This is a genomic window from Streptomyces sp. JLBT605, from assembly GCF_058215555.1.
In genome coordinates, this window is the sequence record NZ_CM177087.1 from 1,477,075 (window position 1) to 1,497,362 (window position 20,288).

18 protein-coding genes are annotated in these 20,288 nt (G+C 71.5%); 8 read left to right on the forward strand and 10 right to left on the reverse strand.

Going from position 1 to position 20,288, the window contains the following annotated elements; all coding sequences use genetic code 11:
* Window positions 1-14: 14 nt before the first annotated feature.
* Complete coding sequence (locus AC4BDD_RS06740; RefSeq protein WP_490690054.1) at window positions 15-1,190, forward strand: trypsin-like serine peptidase; 1,176 nt, start codon at window positions 15-17, stop codon at window positions 1,188-1,190.
* Window positions 1,191-1,343: 153 nt separating this feature from the next.
* Here AC4BDD_RS06740 and hflX read toward each other — a convergent pair whose 3' ends face one another.
* From hflX to miaA, 6 genes are all read right to left on the reverse strand, one after another.
* Window positions 1,344-2,834, reverse strand: coding sequence for a GTPase HflX (hflX, locus tag AC4BDD_RS06745; protein WP_490690055.1), 1,491 nt, complete (start codon window positions 2,832-2,834; stop codon window positions 1,344-1,346).
* Window positions 2,835-2,951: 117 nt separating this feature from the next.
* Entirely contained in the window at window positions 2,952-4,514 is a 1,563-nt protein-coding gene (locus AC4BDD_RS06750; RefSeq protein ID WP_490690056.1) for a M1 family metallopeptidase, read from the reverse strand.
* Window positions 4,515-4,622: 108 nt separating this feature from the next.
* Window positions 4,623-6,764, reverse strand: a complete 2,142-nt coding sequence (locus tag AC4BDD_RS06755) for a RelA/SpoT family protein (RefSeq protein WP_490690057.1) — start codon at window positions 6,762-6,764, stop codon at window positions 4,623-4,625.
* A gap of 195 nt (window positions 6,765-6,959) precedes the next feature.
* A complete protein-coding gene (dapF, locus tag AC4BDD_RS06760; protein WP_490690058.1) occupies window positions 6,960-7,838 on the reverse strand; it encodes a diaminopimelate epimerase in 879 nt (292 codons plus the stop codon).
* A 291-nt stretch (window positions 7,839-8,129) separates the two neighbouring features.
* Window positions 8,130-8,741 carry a hypothetical protein gene (locus tag AC4BDD_RS06765; RefSeq protein ID WP_490691692.1) on the reverse strand — a complete coding sequence of 204 codons (612 nt, stop codon included), beginning with the start codon at window positions 8,739-8,741 and terminating at the stop codon, window positions 8,130-8,132.
* Between the two features lie 104 nt (window positions 8,742-8,845).
* Complete coding sequence (gene miaA, locus AC4BDD_RS06770; protein ID WP_490690059.1) at window positions 8,846-9,784, reverse strand: tRNA (adenosine(37)-N6)-dimethylallyltransferase MiaA; 939 nt, start codon at window positions 9,782-9,784, stop codon at window positions 8,846-8,848.
* A gap of 242 nt (window positions 9,785-10,026) precedes the next feature.
* On the opposite strand from miaA, the gene AC4BDD_RS06775 reads away from it, so the two are divergent.
* Both AC4BDD_RS06775 and AC4BDD_RS06780 read left to right on the forward strand, forming a co-directional pair.
* Window positions 10,027-10,230, forward strand: a complete 204-nt coding sequence (locus tag AC4BDD_RS06775; RefSeq protein ID WP_490690060.1) for a gliding motility protein — start codon at window positions 10,027-10,029, stop codon at window positions 10,228-10,230.
* 24 nt (window positions 10,231-10,254) lie between these two features.
* On the forward strand, window positions 10,255-10,563 hold the full coding sequence (locus tag AC4BDD_RS06780; RefSeq protein ID WP_490690061.1) for an antitoxin: 309 nt from the start codon (window positions 10,255-10,257) through the stop codon (window positions 10,561-10,563).
* A gap of 264 nt (window positions 10,564-10,827) precedes the next feature.
* On the opposite strand, the gene AC4BDD_RS06785 is transcribed toward AC4BDD_RS06780, so the two are convergent.
* The gene (locus AC4BDD_RS06785; RefSeq protein WP_490690062.1) at window positions 10,828-11,538 is read right to left on the reverse strand and encodes a class III extradiol dioxygenase subunit B-like domain-containing protein; all 711 of its coding nucleotides are present in this window, start codon (window positions 11,536-11,538) and stop codon (window positions 10,828-10,830) included.
* Between the two features lie 82 nt (window positions 11,539-11,620).
* Window positions 11,621-13,111 carry a tRNA (N6-isopentenyl adenosine(37)-C2)-methylthiotransferase MiaB gene (miaB, locus tag AC4BDD_RS06790; RefSeq protein ID WP_490690063.1) on the reverse strand — a complete coding sequence of 497 codons (1,491 nt, stop codon included), beginning with the start codon at window positions 13,109-13,111 and terminating at the stop codon, window positions 11,621-11,623.
* Between the two features lie 78 nt (window positions 13,112-13,189).
* On the opposite strand from miaB, the gene AC4BDD_RS06795 reads away from it, so the two are divergent.
* Window positions 13,190-14,182 carry a TAXI family TRAP transporter solute-binding subunit gene (locus AC4BDD_RS06795; RefSeq protein ID WP_490690064.1) on the forward strand — a complete coding sequence of 331 codons (993 nt, stop codon included), beginning with the start codon at window positions 13,190-13,192 and terminating at the stop codon, window positions 14,180-14,182.
* Here the strand turns inward: AC4BDD_RS06795 and AC4BDD_RS06800 are convergent.
* Together AC4BDD_RS06800 and AC4BDD_RS06805 are read right to left on the reverse strand one after the other, a co-directional pair.
* Window positions 14,172-15,659: a sensor histidine kinase gene (locus AC4BDD_RS06800; protein WP_490690065.1), complete on the reverse strand. Its 1,488-nt coding sequence runs from the start codon at window positions 15,657-15,659 to the stop codon at window positions 14,172-14,174. The genes AC4BDD_RS06795 and AC4BDD_RS06800 overlap by 11 nt on opposite strands.
* Window positions 15,660-15,681: 22 nt before the next feature.
* Window positions 15,682-16,395: a response regulator transcription factor gene (locus AC4BDD_RS06805; RefSeq protein ID WP_490690066.1), complete on the reverse strand. Its 714-nt coding sequence runs from the start codon at window positions 16,393-16,395 to the stop codon at window positions 15,682-15,684.
* A gap of 341 nt (window positions 16,396-16,736) precedes the next feature.
* Between AC4BDD_RS06805 and AC4BDD_RS06810 the strand changes: the two genes are divergently transcribed.
* The 4 genes from AC4BDD_RS06810 (at window position 16,737) to AC4BDD_RS06825 (ending at window position 20,093) form a co-directional block, all read left to right on the forward strand.
* The gene (locus tag AC4BDD_RS06810; protein WP_490690067.1) at window positions 16,737-17,513 is read left to right on the forward strand and encodes an amino acid ABC transporter ATP-binding protein; all 777 of its coding nucleotides are present in this window, start codon (window positions 16,737-16,739) and stop codon (window positions 17,511-17,513) included.
* An 87-nt stretch (window positions 17,514-17,600) separates the two neighbouring features.
* On the forward strand, window positions 17,601-18,416 hold the full coding sequence (locus AC4BDD_RS06815; protein ID WP_490690068.1) for a glutamate ABC transporter substrate-binding protein: 816 nt from the start codon (window positions 17,601-17,603) through the stop codon (window positions 18,414-18,416).
* A gap of 85 nt (window positions 18,417-18,501) precedes the next feature.
* Entirely contained in the window at window positions 18,502-19,170 is a 669-nt protein-coding gene (locus tag AC4BDD_RS06820) for an amino acid ABC transporter permease (RefSeq protein WP_490690069.1), read from the forward strand.
* Window positions 19,167-20,093: an amino acid ABC transporter permease gene (locus AC4BDD_RS06825; RefSeq protein ID WP_490690070.1), complete on the forward strand. Its 927-nt coding sequence runs from the start codon at window positions 19,167-19,169 to the stop codon at window positions 20,091-20,093. Before AC4BDD_RS06820 ends, AC4BDD_RS06825 begins: the two co-directional genes overlap by 4 nt.
* Window positions 20,094-20,288 lie beyond the last annotated feature (195 nt).

Sequence of the window (20,288 nt, forward strand, 5' to 3'; positions counted from 1 at the left end):
GGGGAATTCCACCGATGCGATCCATAGCCCGAACGGCCGCGGCGGCCGCTGTCGCCGCCGTGCTGGCGCTGAGCGCCACCGCCTGCGGTCCGGAGGACGACGGCGCGGAAGCCAGTCCGTCCGCCTCCTCGGACCAGCAGGGCACGGAAGACATCTCCCTGCCGGACGACCTCGACCAGAAGCTCAAGGACCACCTCGGCATCGACCTCGACAAGTGGAAGAACGGGGCCTGGGACACCTGGGACAAGGACAAGTGGCTGCGTGAGGCCGGGGAGTTCATCAACCCGATCATCGAGGACCTGTGGAAGCCCGACCGGATGAGGGAGGCTCAGGAGCCTGAGAAGCCGGTCGACGAGAAGGACATCTCCGGCGATCAGGGCGTCACCGACCCGGAGCCGAAGCCGGTGGACGCCCAGCAGGTCAGCACCCCGTTCAGCACGAAGGTCCCCGAGGCGGGCAAGGTCTTCTTCGACGGCCCCGAGGGCTCGATGGTCTGCTCGGCGACCGTGGTCAAGGACCCGGCGCACCCGGGCAAGTCCAACCTGGTGTGGACCGCGGGCCACTGCGTGCACGCCGGCAAGGGCGGCGGCTGGTACAAGAACCTCGCCTTCGTCCCCTCCTACAACGACGCCGGCAAGTCGGCGGCCGAGCTGGAGAACGCCACCCGCGAGGATGTGGCTCCCAAGGGCGTCTGGTGGGCGGACTGGGCGCAGACCTCCTCGCAGTGGATCGACACCGGCGCCAGCGTCGGCGGCAAGGGCGCCCCGTACGACTTCGCCGTGCTGCACGTGAAGCCCGAGGGCGGCAGCGGCAAGTCCCTGGAGGAGACGGTCGGCGGCGCGCTGCCGGTCGAGTTCAACGCGCCGAAGGTCCAATCGATCGACAGCATCACGGCCACCGGCTACCCGTCCGCGCCTCCGTTCGACGGCCAGAAGATGTACCGGTGCTCCGACAAGCCGGGCCGGCTCTCGCTGGAGAGCGCGCAGCCCACGATGTACCGGATCGGCTGCCGGATGACTGCCGGCTCGTCCGGCGGTGGCTGGGTGGCCACCGGCTCCGACGGCAAGCCGGCGCTGGTGTCCAACACCTCGATCGGCCCGGCCACGGCCACCTGGCTGGCCGGACCGCACCTGGGTCCGGAGGCCAAGGGGGTCTACAACGCGGTGAGCAAGAAGTTCGCGGGACAGTGATCCCCGGGACGGTACGTCGCCCGCCCGGGCAGTAAGCGAAAAGGCCCGCCCCATCAGGGGGCGGGCCTTTGCTTATGCCGAGACTTTGCTTATGCCGAGGCTTCACTCATGCCGCGGCCTTGCTCGTGCCGAGGCTTCATGCCGCGGCCGTGCTCACGCCGAGGCAGGCACGTACGGCTGGAGCTCGGCGGCCAGCTCCTGGTGGACCCGGACCTTGAGCAGGGTGCCCTCGCCGGTGTGCTCCTCGGAGAGCACCTCGCCCTCGGCGTGCGCGCGGGCGACCAGCTTTCCGTGCGTGTACGGCACCAGGGCCTCGATCTCGACGTCCGGGCGCGGCAGCTCGGCGTCGATCAGCGCGAGCAGCTCGTCGATGCCCTGGCCGCTGCGGGCCGACACCGCGATGGCGTGCCGCTCGACGCGCAGCAGCCGCTGGAGGACGAGCGGATCGGCCGCGTCGGACTTGTTGATCACCACGATCTCGGGCACGTCCAGGGCGCCGACATCACGGATCACCTCGCGCACGGCGGCCAGCTGCTCCTCCGGCGCCGGGTGCGAGCCGTCCACCACGTGCAGGATCAGATCGGCATCGCCGACCTCCTCCATGGTGGAGCGGAAGGCCTCGACGAGGTGGTGCGGCAGGTGCCGGACGAATCCGACGGTGTCCGCCAGGGTGTAGAGCCGCCCGCTGGGGGTCTCGGCCCGGCGCACGGTCGGGTCGAGGGTGGCGAACAGGGCGTTCTCCACCAGGACGCCCGCACCGGTGAGCCGGTTGAGCAGCGAGGACTTTCCGGCGTTGGTGTACCCGGCGATGGCGACCGAGGGCACCTTGTGGCGCTTGCGCTCCTGCCGCTTGATGTCGCGGCCGGTCTTCATCTCGGCGATCTCCCGGCGCATCTTCGCCATCTTCTCGCGGATGCGCCGACGGTCCGTCTCGATCTTGGTCTCACCGGGACCACGGGTGGCCATGCCGCCGCCCGAGGAGCCGGAGCCACCGCCACCCATCTGCCGGGACAGCGACTGACCCCAGCCGCGCAGCCGCGGCAGCATGTACTGCATCTGGGCGAGCGAGACCTGCGCCTTGCCCTCTCGGGACTTGGCGTGCTGGGCGAAGATGTCGAGGATCAGGGCGGTCCGGTCGACCACCTTGACCTTGACGACGTCCTCCAGGTGGATCAGCTGGCCGGGGCTGAGCTCACCGTCGCACACGACGGTGTCGGCCCCGCTTTCGAGAACGATGTCCCGCAGCTCCTGCGCCTTGCCGGAGCCGATGTAGGTGGCCGGGTCCGGCTTGTCGCGGCGCTGGGTCACGCCGTCCAGCACCAGCGCACCCGCCGTCTCGGCGAGTGCGGCCAGCTCGGCCAGGGAATTCTCGGCGTCCTGCACCGTGCCGGAGGTCCACACGCCGACCAGCACCACGCGCTCCAGGCGCAGCTGCCGGTACTCGACCTCGGTGACGTCCTCCAGCTCGGTGGACAGACCCGCCACACGCCGCAGCGCGGCACGGTCGGAGCGGTCGTGCTGGTCGCCGTCACGCTCCCCGTCGATCTCGTGACTCCAGGCGACGTCCTCTTCCATCAGGGCGTCGGCCCGAAGGCTCTCGGCGGGGCGCTGCCGGTCCTGCGGAAGGGAAGAGGAGAAGGTCAATGCGATCCTTACGTCGTTCGGCTGCTGTCGACATCGACAACGTCCGGCACCGCCCGGGGATTCCCCTCGGCGGCGGCGTCGCCGACCTGACGATGGTCGCATGCCGCAGGCGGCCCGTCACATGGGTTTCCCGCCCTTGCCGGGGGCCGGCCGCACCGCGGACTTCGCCTCCTGCTCGCGCCGCGGCTGGGCCCCGTCCGCGGGGTCCTTCGTCCCCGGCTTGACCGCGGGCGCGGGCGCCGGCTTCCAGTCCGGGTGGCCCGGCATGGGCGGTGTCTTCTTCCCGTACAGCCAGGAGCGCAGGAATCCGGTCAGGTCGCGGCCGGCGACGTGCGAGGCGAGGCGCATGAAGTCCCGGGTGGAGGCCACACCGTCCCTGTGGCGGGCCACCCACGCCCGCTCCAGCCGCTCGAACGAGGTCCGGCCGATCTCCTGCCGCAGTGCGTAGAGGACGAGGGCGCTGCCGTCGTACACCACCGGGCGGAAGATGCCGATCTGCTCACCGGGCCGGGCGGCCCTGGGGACGGCGGGCGCCCCGCCCTGGGCCCGCCAGGCGTCGGACTGCGCGTAGGCCTGGCGCATCCGTTCGGTCAGCGGCATCTTCCCGTGCCGGTCGGCGTAGAGCGCCTCGTACCAGGTGGCGTGGCCTTCGTTGAGCCAGAGGTCGGACCAGTTGCGCGGGCTGACGCTGTCACCGAACCACTGGTGGGACAGCTCGTGCACCATGACCGCGTCGACGTACCAGGCGGGGAACCGCCCGTCGGTGAACAGCCCGCGCTCGAACAGGGAGAGCGTCTGGGTCTCCAGCTCGAAGCCGGTGGTGGCGTCGGCGACGAGCACGCCGTAGGTCTCGAACGGGTACGGCCCGAGCCGCCGTTCCAGCCAGGCGATCTGCGCGGGCGTCCTGGCGAGCCATTTCGCCAGCAGCCGGCGGTCCTTGGCGGGCACCACGTCCCGCACCGGCAGCCCGTCCGGGCCGGGCCGGCGGAGGAGGGCGGAGCGGCCGATGGAGATCTGTGCCAGCTCGGTGGCCATCGGATGCTCGGGGCGGTAGTCCCAGGTGGTGCGTGCCCCGTGCCGGGTGCGGCCGGCCGGCAGCCCGCCGGCGACCACCGTGAGCTCCTTGGGCGCGGTGATGTGGAAGGTGAAGCGCGCCTTGTCGGAGGGGTGGTCGTTGCAGGGGAAGACACGGTGCGCGGCGTTGGCCTGGTTGGCCATGACCAGCCCGTCCCGGGTGGGGACCCAGCCGCCCGTCGCCGGGCCGCGCGGGTCGCTGGTGTGGCGGATGACCACCTCGAAGGTGTCCCCGGTGGGGATGGCGCTCCCGGGGGTGACCACCAGATCCTGCTCGACGGTGGTGAACGCCGCGGGCCGGCCGTCCACCTCGACCGATCGCACGGTGCCGTGGGTGAAGTCGAGGTTGAAGCGCCGCATGTCGGCCAGGGCCCGGGCGTCGATGGTGGTGACGGCGTCCAGCGGCCGGCGGTTGCCGTGGTAGTCGAGGTCGATGTCGTATGCCTGGACGTCGTAGCCGGGGTTGCCGAGGTACGGGAAGAGCCGGTCGCCGATGCCCTGCGGCGACGGGGTCGTCGGGGCTGCGGCGGCGAAGGCCGTGAGCGCGGCGGCGGCCAGGGCGGTACTGCGGCGGACTGCCCGGCGGCGGGCGGAAGTGTGCGGCATGGGCTACGGCTACCAGCAGCCGCGCGACGCCACGCGGCAGGGCTCCGCGAGTCCACCCGTTCGGGGGGGCGCTCCGTAAGTCCACCCGTTCGGGGGCGGGAGGGCAGGTCAGGGGCCGGTCGCGGCCATCCGGCGGCCGGGGCGGGTGACGTCGTAGACGCCGGGGACGCGGCGCATGGCGCGCATCAGGCCCGGCAGCCGGCCCGCGTCGGGGAGCTGGAGGGTGTAGGTGTGCCGGACCCGCTGCTCGTGCGGGGGTTCCACGGCCGCCGCGACCACGGCCACGCCCTCGGCGGCGATGGCCTCGGTGAGGTCGGCGAGCAGGTGCGGCCGGCTGAACGCCTCGGCGCACAGCGTCACGCGGTAGTCGGCCGTCTCCCGGTCGCTCTCCCGCTCGCGCCAGCGGACCCCGACCGGCTGCCGTCCGCTCGCGGTCATCCGGGCCACCACCGGGCACTCCTGGCGGTGGACGGTGACGGCTCCGCCGCGTACCGCGAAGCCGGTGACGGCGTCCGGCGGCACCGGCGTACAGCACCCGGCGAGCCGGGCCGCGGCGCCCGGCAGGTCGGCGACGATCCCGGCCTCCCTGCGGTCCTCGCCGGCCGGCTCCGGGCTGACCGGGCGGTCGGGGCTGGGAGCTTCGGCGGCCGGCCCCTCCGGGGGCGCCGGGTGGGCGGCCAGCCAGCGGGAGATCGCGATGCGCGCGGCCGGGGTACGGGCGTGGTCGAGCCATTCCGGGGACGGTCCCGAGGAGGCTGCGTCCCGGGCGATCAGCAGTTGCAGGGTGTCGCCGTCGCGCAGCACCGTGCCGAGGGTCGCCAGCCGGCCGTTGACCCGGGCCCCGATGCAGGCGTGCGCGGCCTCGCCGTGCAGGGCGTAGGCGGCGTCCACGCAGCTGGCGCCGCCGGGCAGGCCGAGGGTGCCGCCGTCGGCGCGGAAGACGGTGATCTCCCGGTCCTGGGCGAGGTCGTCGCGGAGCGAGCTCCAGAAGGCGTCCGGGTCGGGGGTGGCGCGCTGCCAGTCGAGGAGCCGGGAGAGCCAGCCGGGGCGGGTGGGGTCGGTGCGCTCGCCGTCGAGGGTGTCGGAGGCACCGTGCTCGCCTGCGGAGGGGGCGTAGGGATTGCCGAGGGCCACCACGCCGGCCTCGGCCACCCGGTGCATCTGGTGGGTGCGGATGAGGACTTCGGCGAGCCGCCCCTCGGGGCCGGCGACCGCGGTGTGCAGCGACTGGTAGAGGTTGAACTTGGGGACCGCGATGAAGTCCTTGAACTCCGCGATGACGGGGGTGAAGCAGGTGTGCAGCTCGCCGAGGACCGCGTAGCAGTCGGCGTTCTCGGTGACGAGGACGAGGAGCCGGCCGAGGTCGAGCCCGGTCAGCTCGCCGCGTTTGACCCGTACCCGGTGGACGGAGACGAAGTGCCGGGGCCGGACGGCCACTTCGGCGGCGATGCCGGCGTCGTGGAGTACGGCCCGCACCTCCTCGGCGACCTTGGTCAGCGGGTCGGGACGGTCCGCGTGGGTGAGCAGCAGATCGCGGGTGCGGGCGTACTCCTCGGGGTGGAGGATGGCGAAGACCAGGTCCTCCAGCTCGGTCTTGAGGGCCTGTACGCCGAGCCGTTCGGCGAGCGGGATGAGCACATCGCGGGTGACCTTGGCGATCCGGGCCTGTTTCTCCGGCCGCATGACGCCGAGGGTGCGCATGTTGTGCAGCCGGTCGGCGAGCTTGATGGACATCACGCGGACGTCGTTGCCGGTGGCGACGAGCATCTTGCGAAACGTTTCTGGCTCGGCGGCGGCGCCGTAGTCGACCTTCTCCAGCTTGGTGACTCCGTCGACGAGGTAGCGGACCTCCTCGCCGAACTGCTCCCGGACCTGATCGAGGGTCACTTCGGTGTCCTCGACGGTGTCGTGGAGCAGGGAGGCCGTCAACGTGGTGGTCTCGGCGCCGAGTTCGGCCAGGATCAGGGTGACGGCGAGGGGGTGGGTGATGTAAGGCTCGCCGCTCTTGCGCATCTGGCCGCGGTGCGACGACTCCGCCAGCACGTATGCCTGGCGCAGCACATCGAGATCGGCGCCGGGGTGGTGGGCGCGATGGATCTTGGCGATGTGCTCGATGGCGTCGGGCAGGCGGTCCCGGGAGCCCGGTCCGAGGAGGGCGGTCCTGCTGAACCGGCGGAGGTTCCGAAGATCGAGTCGGGGGAGGCCGCGCCTGCGGGCAAGGGCGGCGGGGTCCGTGGCCTGTGCGCTCATGGGCAACCTCCGGCTGGGTGGACCGGCGTGGGTTCACCCCCGGGGCCGGTGCTTGATGCTACCGAGCCCATCACGCACGGCCGACCGGCTCTCGCCGAGAGTGAAACGGATCACCCATTCGAGCGAGTTATTTCTCCCGAAACTCGATTTGCGGCAGAGCGTGGACCGCAGTCGCGGCAGTGTCCGGCTCGCGTCTCAGTGGACGCCCGCGCCGGCCCACCACTCGGGGTCGAGCGTCCCCTCGGCGACGATCACGGCGGAGCCGGTCATCTCCACGGAACCGTCCGGCAGCTCGGTGATGACCAGCCGGCCGCCGAGCACGTCCACGGTGTACGTGACGGGGGCGCCGGTCACCGCCGGGTCCACGCCGTCCCGCCGGGCGGTGGCGACGGCCACCGCGCAGGCGCCGGTGCCGCAGGAGCGGGTTTCGCCCGAGCCCCGCTCGTGGACGCGCATCGCCACATGGCCGGGGCCGCGGTCCACCACGAACTCGACGTTCACGCCCTCGGGGTAGACGCTCGCGGGGTGGAACGGCGGTGCGGACTCCAGTTCGCCGGCGTGGTCGAGATCGTCGACGAAGGCGACCGCGTGCGGATTGCCCATGTTGACGTTGCGCGCGGGCCAGCTGTGCTCACCGACGGTCACGGTGACCTGCTCGGCGGGGAGTTGGGCGCGGCCCATGGAGACGGTGACGTCGCCGTCCTTGTCGAGGTGCGCGAGCTTCACACCCGAGCGGGTGGCGACCGCCACATCGCCGTAGGTGACATGTCCGGCGTGCAGCAGATACCGGGCGAAGACCCGGACTCCGTTGCCGCACATCTCGACAATGGAGCCGTCGGCGTTGCGGTAGTCCATGAACCACTCGGCCTCGCCGGCCATGGCGCGCGCCGCGGGGTGGAGGGCGGAGCGGACCACGCGCAGCACACCGTCACCGCCGATGCCGGCCCGGCGGTCGCAGAGCCTCGCCACGTCCGCGGCGGAGAGGTCGAGGGTGCCTTCTGGGTCGGGGATGATCACGAAGTCGTTCTCGGTGCCGTGGCCCTTGAGGAAGGTGAGGGGTCGCGCGATGTTCACCCCTCGATCTTACGGGTCGCGGCGCGAAGCGCCCGGGGCGGTAGCCGGGGGCGGCGAGAGGGCCACGGGTGAGCGGCGGGACCAGAGGTGATCGACGCGGGTCAGGCGTGATCGACGTGGGCGAGGGGGCTAGGGGGTGTCCGATGGGTCGGCGTGGGAGAAGGAGCGGCCCATGGTGCCTGTGATCGCAAGGCGGAGGAGGGAGTCCACGCGGAGCGTCGGCGACTGACGACAACGCCGCGAGCGCGGGTGCCAGGGGTCGCGACGCCGCGCAGACCCGTCGGACACCCCCTAGCGGAGCCGGGCCACGCGCAGGATCGCCAGCGCGGCGATGAGGGCGACCACGGCGATGTAGAGGAACACGAAGCGCCAGTCCGGGCGGCGTCCGGAGCCGCGTGGCGGCAGTCCGGGCCAGGTGTAGCCGACGCGCCGGGCGGCCATCAGGCCCCATCCGGCGGCGCAGCAGCTCAGCAGCAGGCCGAGCATGGCCACCACCGCGCCGCCGTCGCCGAACTCGAAGGCCAGCGGGAAGGCGAACATCAGGGAACCGAAGATCGCCAGGCCCACGATGGGGGCGATCTGCCAGATCCGCAGGCGGCGCGGCGGACGCAGATCGCGGAAGGACTCGCCGGGAGCCGCCGGACCGTCCAGGGATTCCGGATCGTCCAGGTCCGCCACGTCGCCGAGCAGCTCCGCGTCGCCGAGGGCTGCCGGGTCCGCCAGGCCGGCGCCGTCTCCCGGATCGCCGGAGCCCTCCAGGGCCACCGGGTCGTCCAGCAGGCCCAGCCCTCGGTCGTCCGGTGTCACCGGGTCCGCCGGGGCGCCTTCGGCCTCGGGTCTCTCCGGAACCAGCGTCTCCGGATCACTCTGCTGCTGTGATGTGTCGCGAGGGCCGGCCTCCATCGCCACACGCCCTCCCAACTCCAGTCACGGCACGATCGAGCTCGATGATGGCACGCGGACGGGGGCGCTATTGACACCCGGTGCTTCCCGATGCCATGACGTGATCAGGCTGTGACCGCTCGTTCGACCAACGCCAGTGCCCGGGCTTCCAGTTCCCTCCGGTCGGCGGCGGCACCGCTCAGCCAGTGCACGCGCGGGTCGCGCCGGAACCACGAGTCCTGACGGCGCGCGAATCGCTTGGTGGCGCGCACCGTCTCGGCGCGGGCCTCGTCCTCGGTGCACTCCCCGGCCAGCGCGGCGAGCACCTGCTGGTAGCCCAGCGCCCGGGAGGCGGTGCGTCCGGAGCGCAGGCCGCGCGCCTCCAGGGAGCGCACCTCCTCGACCAGTCCGGCCTCCCACATCCGGTCCACCCGCCGGGCGATCCGGTCGTCCAGCTCGGGCCGCTCGACGTCCACGCCGATCTGGACGGTGTCGTAGACCGCCTCGTGCCCGGGGAGGTTCGCGGTGAAGGGGCGCCCGGTGATCTCGATGACCTCCAGGGCGCGCACCACCCGGCGGCCGTTGCTGGGCAGGATGGCGCGGGCGGCTTCGGGGTCGGCGGCGGCCAGCCGGGTGTGCAGGGGGCCGGGGCCGGACTCGGCCAGTTCGGCCTCCAGCCGGGCGCGTACCGCGGGATCGGTGCCGGGGAACTCGAGCGCGTCGATGGCCCCGCGGACGTACAGGCCGGAGCCGCCGACCAGGACCGGGGTGCGGCCTGAAGCGAGCAGCCGGTCGATCTCGGCGCGGGCCAGCCGCTGGTACTCCGCGACGCTCGCCGCCTCGGTCACGTCCCAGATGTCCAGCAGGTGGTGCGGGATGCCCTGCTGTTCGTCGGGGGTCAGCTTGGCGGTGCCGATGTCCATGCCGCGGTAGAGCTGCATGGAGTCGGCGTTGATGACCTCGCCGCCCAGACGGCGTGCGAGGGCCACGCCCAGGTCGGACTTGCCGGCCGCGGTGGGCCCGACGACGGCGATGACTGGCGGAGAGGGAACTGCGCTGTTCACGGGAACAGTCTCGCAAACCCCGGGAGCGGCTCTCGAACGAGTGACGTGACGGGCCGGGAACGGGGTCGTTGCCCGTTGCGAGGTTCCGGCGGCCCGTTCACGGACCGGGCCTGGCGAGCGGCGCAATGGGACGCCCCGCGCCGTACGGGATTTCGCCCACACGAGTAAGGTATGGAGTAGATATGGGCGTTTTTGCAAGGTTTCGCCGTAGGCAGTCCGAGGCGTCAACCGAAGCGGCCGCAGTGGGCCCTCAGACGGAGGAATCGACCACGGAGGAATCGACCGCCGAAGCCACTGCCGAAGCCGCTGAGGACGGCACAGCAGCGGCGGACGGAAGTGCCTCGGCGCAGGAGCAGGCCGGGGCGGGCGAGAGCGTGGAGATTCCGAAGCAGCAGGGCGCCGAGGAGGCGGCCGACAGCGAGACCGGAGAGGGCGCCCGGAAGTAGTTCTGTGACGAGGGAAGGTGGCTCATGGGCCTGCTGGACACTCTCAAGGCCACGGCCGACCGGATGAAGGGCAAGGCCGGCGATTTCGTGCAGCAGCACGAGGACAAGATCGAGCGAGGGCTCGACAAGGCCGCGAAGACGGTCGACACCAAGACCAAGGGCAAGTACAGCGGCAAGATCGAGACCGGCACGGGCAAGGCCAAGGACGCCCTGGGCCGCCTCTCCCACAAGGACACCGAGGGCGGTACCCGGGCCACGCGTCCCGAGGCCGAGCCCGGTGCGGAGCCCGGTAGCGGACCGGAATCCGGCGCCGGCGGCACCTCGGGCGGCTGATCCCCCGGCGTGGACGGCCACGGAGCGCCCCGCTCCGTGGCCGCCGCGCGTCCGGCGCGGCGCGTGACGCTTCCTCGCGGGTCGGTACCGGGTGTGACGGCTCCGGCTGCCCTGACACGGCTCCGCCGGCTACTGCCAGGTCCTCAAGGCTGTGGCCAGGCACTCGCTTCTGCGAGAGCAGGTTCTCGGCTACGACCAGGCTCTCGGCCGCGACCAGGGCTCGGCCGCGACCAGGCACTCGCCGCTGTGAGGGCAGGCCCTCGGCTACGACCAGGTCGCGACCGTGTAGCTCACGCCGTACGGCGCCTGGTCGTAGAGCACCGCGCCGTCCAGGCCCGCGCTCTCCCCCGCGCCGGCGAGCACCTGCCACGGCGCCCGGCCCGTCACCAGCAGCTCGGCCGCGAGTTGCTGATCCAGCGCGGCCAGTGCGGCGGTGTCCACGGCGCCCAGCGCGCGCACCACCTCGGCGTCGAAGCCGGCCGCCCGCTCGTCCAGATAGCCGGGCGCCTTCAGTGACCGGCAGGCGCTTCCGTCGCCCATCACCAGCAGCGCGAGACGGCCCGTCGACGCCGCCAGCTCGCGTCCCACCTGGGCGCACCGGGCGGCCGTCAGCATCTCGCCGACGCCGAGTCCCTCGACCGGGGCGGCGGACCACTCGGTGCGCTCCAGCAGCCAGCCGGCCACCGCCAGGGAGGGCGGCAGCTCGCGCGCGCCGCTCGCCTCGCCCCGGCCCAGCCGCACCTGGACGTCGACGCCGAAGCCGCGGAACGACCCGGGCGCGCCCTGCGGGTGCGGACCGTGCCCGGCCTCCTCCGCCGGGCCGATGACCACCAGCCGGTCGGGGCGGGCGGCGGCGAGCACCCCGATCGCGTCGGCGCAGGCGGCGCGCAGCGCGTCCAGCTCGGGGGCGGCTCCGGCCGCCAGCTCGGGCACGAGCAGCGGTGGGCAGGGGCAGGCGGCAGCGGCGACGAGCATGGCCGGAACCCTAGCGGAACGGCCTGCCGGGGGCGGAGTGCCACCACGGCAGGCCGTTCACGGGCGTCGTATCGCCCTCGGGTCAGTCGCAGCCGCAGCCCGCGGCCGGCGCCGGGCTCGGGGCGGGCGCGCCGATGGTCGGCAGGCCCAGCATCACTCCGGCGGGCTTCTCCTGCGGGGCCGCGTTCCGCTTCTCCCAGGCGTCGCCCGCCCGGGTGCGCCGGAGCGCGAGCGCCGGGCCCTCGGCGAGCAGGTGGTGCGGGGCGGCGTAGGTGATCTCGACGGTCACCACGTCGCCGGGGCGCACCGGCTGGTCCGGCTTGGTGAAGTGGACGAGCCGGTTGTCGGGGGCGCGGCCGGAGAGCCGCTGGGTGGCGTCGTCCTTGCGGCCCTCGCCCTCCGCGACCATGACCTCCAGGGTGCGGCCGACCTGCTTCTTGTTCTCCTCCCAGGAGATCTCCTCCTGGAGCGCGACCAGCCGCTCGTAGCGCGCCTGGACGACCTCCTTGGGGATCTGCCCCTCCATCTCGGCGGCCGGGGTGCCGGGCCGCTTGGAGTACTGGAAGGTGAAGGCCTGCGCGAAGCGGGCCTCGCGCACCGCGTGCAGGGTCTGCTCGAAGTCCTCCTCGGTCTCGCCGGGGAAGCCCACGATGATGTCGGTGGAGATGGCGGCGTGCGGGATCGCGGCGCGCACCTTCTCGATGATGCCCAGGTAGCGCTCCTGGCGGTAGGAGCGGCGCATCGCCTTGAGCACGGTGTCCGAGCCGGACTGCAGCGGCATGTGGAGCTGGGGCATCACGTTCGGCGTCTCGGCCATGGCGGCGATGACGTCGTCGGTGAAGTCGCGCGGGTGCGGCGAGGTGAAGCGGACCCGCTCCAGGCCCTCGATCTTCCCGCAGGCACGCAACAGCTTGGAGAACGCCTCGCGGTCGCCGATGTCCGAGCCGTAGGCGTTGACGTTCTGGCCGAGCAGGGTGATCTCGGTGACGCCTTCGGCGACCAGCGCCTCCACCTCGGCGAGGATGTCGCCGGGGCGGCGGTCCTTCTCCTTGCCGCGCAGCGCCGGGACGATGCAGAAGGTGCAGGTGTTGTTGCAGCCGACGGAGATGGAGACCCAGGCCGCGTACGCCGACTCGCGGCGGGTGGGCAGGGTGGAGGGGAAGGCTTCCAGCGACTCGGCGATCTCGACCTGAGCCTCTTCCTGGACCCGGGCGCGCTCCAGCAGCACCGGCAGCTTGCCGATGTTGTGGGTGCCGAACACCACATCCACCCAGGGGGCCCGCTTGACGATGGTGTCGCGGTCCTTCTGGGCCAGGCAGCCGCCGACGGCGATCTGCATCCCGGGCCGCCTGGTCTTCATCGGAGCCAGCCGGCCGAGGTTGCCGTAGAGCCGGTTGTCGGCGTTCTCCCGCACCGCGCAGGTGTTGAAGACGACGACATCGGCTTCGCCTTCGGCGGTGCCCTCGGGCGCACGCACGTAGCCGGCGTCCTCCAGCAGGCCGGACAGCCGCTCGGAGTCGTGGACGTTCATCTGGCACCCGTAGGTGCGCACCTCGTAAGTCTTCGCAGTCATCTCAATCGACCAGGGTACGTGCTCGGATCCGTCCCCCGCCCCTCCCTTCTCGCGGCGACGGCTGGCAGGATCGGGGGCATGTCCGACACCCCCCGGCATCCGCGCCGACGCCGCGCGCTGCAGTCCGCGGCCGCCGCCGTGGTCCTCGCGCTGCTGCTGTGGTGGCTGCTGCCGGTCGGCGGCGGGTCCGCGCCGGCCGGCCGGGTGGTGCTGTCCACCGGGGTGCCCACCGGGGTGTACGAGAAGTACGGCACCCTGCTCCGCACCGATCTGCGCCGCGATCTTCCGGATGTCGAGGTGCGGCTGCTGCCCAGCCAGGGCTCGGTGGAGAACGTGCAGCGGCTGGTCAGCGGCGAGGCGTCGTACGCGATCGCCACCGCCGACGCGGTCGCCACCTACTCGGCGCAGGGCGGGAAGGGCGCGGAGCGGCTGCGGGCCTGCGCGCGGCTGTACGACGACTACATGCAGCTGGTGGTGCCGCAGGGCTCCCCGGTGCACTCGGCCCGGGACCTGAAGGGGCTGCGGGTGGGGGTCGGCGAGGACCGGTCGGGTGTGCAGCTGATCACGCGGCGGCTGCTGGCGGCCGCCGGGCTCGATCTGACCACCGTCAAGGCGCGGCGGGTCGGTATCGACCGGATGACCTCGCTGCTGCGCAAGGGCGAGCTGGACGCGTTCTTCTGGTCCGGCGGGCTCCCCACCACCGCGGTCCAGGACCTGGCGCGGAACGTTCCGATCCGGCTGGTCCAGCTCGGGGATCTGACCGAGCGGCTGCACGCTCAGGGTGACCGGACCCGCTACTACCGCGCCGCGGTGATGCCCGCGGACGCCTATCCGCTGGTGCAGCGGGGCGAGGAGGTCAAGACCATCGCGGTGGCCAACCTGCTGGTGACGACGGACCGGGCGGACGCCTCCCTCACCGAGGAGATCACCCGCACGGTGATCCGCAGCCGGGACCGGATCGGCGAGGTGGTGCACGCGGCGCAGAAGGTCGACCTGCGGACGGCGGTGTTCACCGATCCGCTTCGGCTGCACGAGGGCGCGGTGCGCTACTACCGGTCGGTCAAGCCGTAGGGGGTTGCCCGATGGGGCTCCCCGGCGACCCGCCGGACGCCCTCTGGGCGGATTCCGGTTGGTCTTGCGCGGTGGTGCCGCGCGGGACGGTGATGGTCACCCGCAGGCCGGTGGGTTCGTTGGGAGCGAAGGCGAGGCCGGCGCCGCCCGCGGCGAGCAGGGTCCGCGAGATGGAGAGCCCCAGCCCCGATCCGGAGATGTTCTGGTGCCGGTTGCTGCGCCAGAAGCGGTCGCCGACCCGGGCCAGCTCCTCCTCGGTGAGCCCGGGTCCCTCGTCGGTGACGGTGATCGTGACCGCCTCCGCTTCCACCGCCACCGCCACCTCGACGGCCGCGCCGGCCGGGGTGAACTTGAGCGCGTTGTCGACGACCGCGTCCAGCGCGCTGGAGAGCGCGACCGGGTCGGCCCAGCCGGTGGCGGACGTCGTCCCGGTGCCGGTCAGCCGGATGTCCTGGCTCTCGGCGAGCGGCAGCCAGGCGGCGACCCGGTCGGCGGCCAGCTCGGCGATGTCGGTGCGGAGGAGCTCGCTGGTGGAGTGCTCGGCCAGGGCCAGGTCGAGCAGGTCGTCCAGCACCCGGGCCAGCCGCTTGCCCTCGGCGCGGACCGAGTCGATCTCCGCGTGGCCGTCGGGCAGTTCCAGGGCGAGGAGCTCGATGCGCAGCAGCAGTGCCGCCAGTGGGTTGCGTAGCTGGTGGGAGGCGTCGGCGACGAACGCCCGCTGCTGTTCGAGGACGTCCTCGACATGGTCGGCCATCTCGTTGAAGGAGCGGGCCAGGCGGCGTAGTTCGGGTGGGCCGGAGGCGGCCGCGACGCGGGAGTTCAGCCTGCCGGTGGCGATGCCGTGGGTGGCGGCGTCCAGCACCCGCACCGGCCGCAGGACCCAGCCGGTGAGCCGGATGGCGGCGCCGACCGCGACCAGCATGGCCGCCGCCTCGCCGGCGGCGATGAGCAGCCAGCCGTGCAGGATCCGCGACCGCATCGGGCCGGTGGGCGACTCGGTGACCACGACGTGGACGACGTCGCCGTCGCGGACGACCGGGGAGGCGACGGTGATCCGGTCCCGCTGCCAGGGCAGGACCTGGCGGGGGTCGTGGCTGCGCCGGCCGGCGAGCGCCTCGGCGAACGCCTCGGCGCCCTCCCCTTCGCTGGGCAGCTGCCAGTCGGCGGGGGCCTTCGCCAGCGGCCTGCCGTCCCGTTGGAAGACGCCGGCCCGGATGCCGTAGACGGCGTAGTAGCGGTCCAGGTCGTCCTGGAGGGTCGCCAGTCGCTCGTCGTCCTCGCCGCGCGATCCGATGGTCAGCGGCGGGCGGTCGTTGACGAACTGGGCGAGGGAGGCGAAGCGGGTGGTGTCGTCGATCCGGTCGACGATCACCCGCTGCTGCTCCCGGGCGGCGTAGCTGGCCGCGAGCGGGAAGCCGAGGGCCAGCAGGACGCCCGCCATCAGGACGATCAGCAGCGGGAGGAGTCGGGAACGCACGGTGGACGGGGTCGGGTGCCGGTCAGCGCGCGGCCGGGGGCACGAGCCGGTAGCCGACGCCGCGGACCGTCTCTATCAGGGCGGGCATGCGGAGCTTGGAGCGCAGCGAGGCGATGTGCACCTCCAGAGTGCGCCCGGTCCCCTCCCAACTGGTGCGCCACACCTCGCTGATGATCTGTTCGCGGCGGAAGACGACGCCGGGGCGCTGGGCGAGCAGCGCGAGCAGGTCGAACTCCTTGCGGGTGAGCGGCACCGTGGCGCCGGACACGGACACCTGGCGGGTGGGGATCTCGATGCTGAGCGGGCCGAGCCGCAGCGGCGGCACCCGGCCCTCGGCCGGCTCCTCGGGAGCGCCGGGGGCGGCGTCGGGCACGGTGCGGCGGCTCACCGCGTGGATGCGGGCGAGCAGCTCCATCGGGTCGTACGGCTTGACGACGTAGTCGTCGGCGCCGAGGTTGAGGCCGTGGATGCGGGAGCGTACGTCCGCCCGCGCGGTGACCATGATCACCGGTGTGCTGGTGAGTTTGCGGATCCGGCCGCACACCTCGAAGCCGTCCTGATCGGGCAGGCCGAGATCGAGGAGGACCACGCCGAAGGGCGCGCCGGCGTCGGGCAGCAGCGCGCGCAGCGCCTCCTCGCCGCTGCGGGCGTGGGTGACGCAGAACCCGTGCCGGGCGAGGACGGCCGAGAGCGCCGCGGCGACATGGTTGTCGTCCTCGACGAGCAGCAGTCTCATCGGCTCTCCTTTCGTCACTCGCGTCTGGTCACTCGCGTCTGCGGCTTGCTCTTCCGTGTCGCCGGTGCGTACGGGGCATGTACGGCGGATGACACGGCCACAGGGCATACACGCTGATGTGCGGCGTGCCCGTCAAGACGGATCCTGGCCCGGCCCGGGTTCCGTTATGCAGCCGGTACGAAAAGTCTCCGCGCGGCGGTAGGAGAGCCTCCGCGCCCCGTTCACGCAGAGTGTCGGTTTGCAGCCGGATCGTTATGCTCAATTTCAGCTCAGATGTGATGACGCTCATCAGGACAGCCTTCTATGGTCCTCCCAACCGAGGAGGATGGAGCGAGACGCCGATGAGCGAAGTATCGGTGACCAAGGACGCCACACCAGTGGCGGGCGAGCTGGTCGCGCTGACAGGAGTCAACAAGCACTTCGGCGCTTTGCACGTGCTCCAGGACATCAACCTGTCCATCACCCGGGGTGAGGTCGTCGTGGTCATCGGCCCGTCCGGGTCGGGCAAGTCCACGCTGTGCCGGACGATCAACCGTCTGGAGACGATCGACTCCGGGACGATCACCATCGATGGTCTCCCGCTTCCGCAGGAGGGCAAGGAGCTCGCCCGGCTCCGCTCCGATGTGGGCATGGTCTTCCAGTCGTTCAACCTCTTCGCACACAAGACGGTGCTGGAGAACGTCACGCTGGGCCAGATCAAGGTCCGCAAGACGGACAAGAAGGCCGCCGAGGAGAAGGCTCGCGCACTGCTGGACCGCGTCGGTGTCGGCACCCAGGCGGACAAGTACCCGGCGCAGCTCTCCGGTGGCCAGCAGCAGCGTGTGGCGATCGCCCGGGCGCTGGCGATGGACCCGAAGGTGATGCTCTTCGACGAGCCGACCTCCGCGCTCGACCCGGAGATGATCAACGAGGTGCTGGAGGTCATGCAGCAGCTCGCCAGCGAGGGCATGACGATGGTCGTCGTCACCCACGAGATGGGCTTCGCCCGCTCCGCCGCCAACCGGGTCGTCTTCATGGCCGACGGCCGGATCCTCGAAGAGGCCCCGCCGGAGCAGTTCTTCAGCAACCCCCGCAGTGACCGCGCCAAGGACTTCCTGTCGAAGATCCTGCACCACTGATCACCGCTGATCACCCCGCCCGACGAATCGATCGTCCGGAAACCACCGGCGACTCGGCGACTCGACGAAGACAAAAGGATGTTCACCATGAAGTTCCGCAGGACGGCCGCCGCGGCCGCTGCCGTGCTCGCCCTGTCCGCCACCGCCACCGCCTGCGGCTCCGGCGGGGACGACGACAAGATCAAGATCGGCATCAAGTTCGACCAGCCGGGTGTGGGCCTCAAGACCCCCGATGGCGACTACACCGGCTTCGACGTCGACGTCGCCACGTACGTGGCCAAGGAACTGGGCTACGACGCCAAGGACATCGAGTGGAAGCCGGCGCCGAGCGGCGAGCGCGAGGCCATGCTCTCGCGCGGCGACGTGAAGTTCATCGCGGCCAGCTACTCGATCACCGATGAGCGCAAGGAGAAGGTCAGCTTCGCCGGCCCGTACTTCCTCGCCCACCAGGACCTGCTGATCCGCGCCAACGACAAGTCCATCAAGGACGTCAAGGACCTCAACTCCAAGCGGCTGTGCTCGGTCGTCGGCTCGACCTCCGCGAAGAACGTCCACGACGACTTCGCGCCCAAGGCCAAGCTCCAGGAGTACAGCGGCTACTCGCAGTGCCTGTCGGGCCTGGAGAACAAGAACATCGACGCGCTGACCACGGATGACTCCATCCTGGCCGGTTTCGCGGCACAGAAGGAGCACCAGGGCAAGTTCAAGCTCGCGGGGCTGAAGCTCAGCGACGAGAACTACGGCATCGGTATCAAGAAGGGCGACACCGAGCTCCAGGAGAAGATCAACAAGGCCCTGGAGAAGATGGTCAAGGACGGTTCCTGGGAGAAGGCCGTGAAGGCCAACTTCGGTCCGGCGAACTACAAGTACGAGGCCGCCCCGAAGATCACCGAGAAGGGCTGAGCCCTCTCATCCCTGACGGCGCGCCGCCACCACCGCCCGGCGGCGGCGCGCCGATCCATCCGACCAAGCGAGAGCGCGGGAGAACGTGTTCGACTTTCTTGAAGGGTATGACCTCTTCGGAGCGTTCTGGTTGACGGTCCAGCTGGCCTTCCTCTCGGCGGTCGGCTCCCTCATCTGGGGCACCGTCCTGGCCGGCATGCGGGTCAGCCCTGTGCCTCTGATGCGCGGTTTCGGCACCGTGTACGTCAACGTCATCCGGAACACCCCGCTGACCGTCATCATCCTCTTCACCTCCCTGGGGCTGTACTCGACGCTGGGTATCACCCTCGCCGGTGAGACGCCGGAGGAATGGAACTTCCGGCTGGCGACGCTGGGCCTCATCGCCTACACCGCCACCTTCGTCTGCGAGGCGCTGCGCTCCGGAATCAACACGGTGCCCCCCGGTCAGGCGGAGGCGGCCCGCGCCCTGGGGCTGAGCTTCTTCCAGGTGCTCTGGCACGTCGTACTGCCGCAGGCGTTCCGCGCGTCCGTGCTGCCGCTGGCCAACGTGCTGATCGCCCTGACCAAGAACACCACGGTGGCGGCCGCCATCGGCGTCGCCGAGGCCGCCTACCTCATGAAGAACATGATCGAGTTCGAAAGTGACGCGATCTTCCTGGTCTTCGTGGTGTTCGCGTTCGGGTTCGTTGTCCTGACCCTCCCGATGGGTCTGCTGCTCGGCTGGGTCAGCAAGCGTGTGGCGGTGAAGCGATGAGTGACCTGTCCGTTCTGTACGACGCACCGGGGCCGCGCGCCAAGCGGCGCAATGTGCTCTACACCATCGTCTTCCTCGCCGTGATGGGCTTGGGGGTCTGGTGGGTGCTGGACACCATGGCCGACAAGAACCAGCTGGCCGGGGAGAAGTGGCGCCCGTTCGTCGAGGATTCCCGGATCTGGTCGGAGTTCCTGATCCCGGGGCTCGGCGAGACGCTCAAGGCAGCGGGGCTGTCCATCGTCATCGCCCTGCCGCTCGGCGCGCTGCTGGGCATCGGGCGGCTCTCCGACCACCGGTGGGTCCGGGTGCCGGTGGGCGTGGTGGTGGAGTTCTTCCGCGCCATCCCGGTGCTGATGCTGATGCTGTTCGCCAACGCGGCCTACGCGGAGTACAGCAACATCGACTCCGATTTCCGCCCCCTGTACGCGGTCGTGACCGGACTCGTCCTCTACAACGCCTCGGTCATCGCCGAGGTGGTGCGGGCCGGCATCCTCTCGCTGCCGCGCGGGCAGTCGGACGCGGCCCAGGCGATCGGTATGCGCAAGGGACAGATCATGTCCAATGTGCTGCTGCCGCAGGCGGTCACCGTGATGCTCCCGGCGCTGGTCAGCCAGTTGGTCGTGATCGTCAAGGACACCGCGCTCGGCGGCCCGCTGCTGGGCTTCCAGGACCTCCTCTCCCAGGCCAGCCTGATCAGTACCAACTACGGCGCCAACACCATCGCCGCCTTCACCGTGATCGCGCTGATCTACATCGCGCTGAACTTCGCGCTCACCGCGCTCGCGCAGTGGCTGGAGCGCACGCTGCGGCGCGGCAAGAAGAGCACCGGCGCGGTGCTGGCGCCCGACCAGATCGACAAGCTGGACGCCGTCGGGACCCTTCCGGCCGAGGCGGCGGACAAGCAGTCCGGCCGGACGGACTGACCGCAGGGCACCCTGCGTGAGCAGCAGGCGGCGGCGAATGCGCCGCCGCCTGCGCCGTCTCTGCCTCTTTTCCTCGCTTGACGCAAGCGCCCGCAATGGGTTGCATACGCTGTGTGATCACGCACCGGGCCCTCATCGTCAGCTCCTCGACAACCCTCGCAGACCCCCTTCCGTACACCGGCGGGCCGTTCCCCG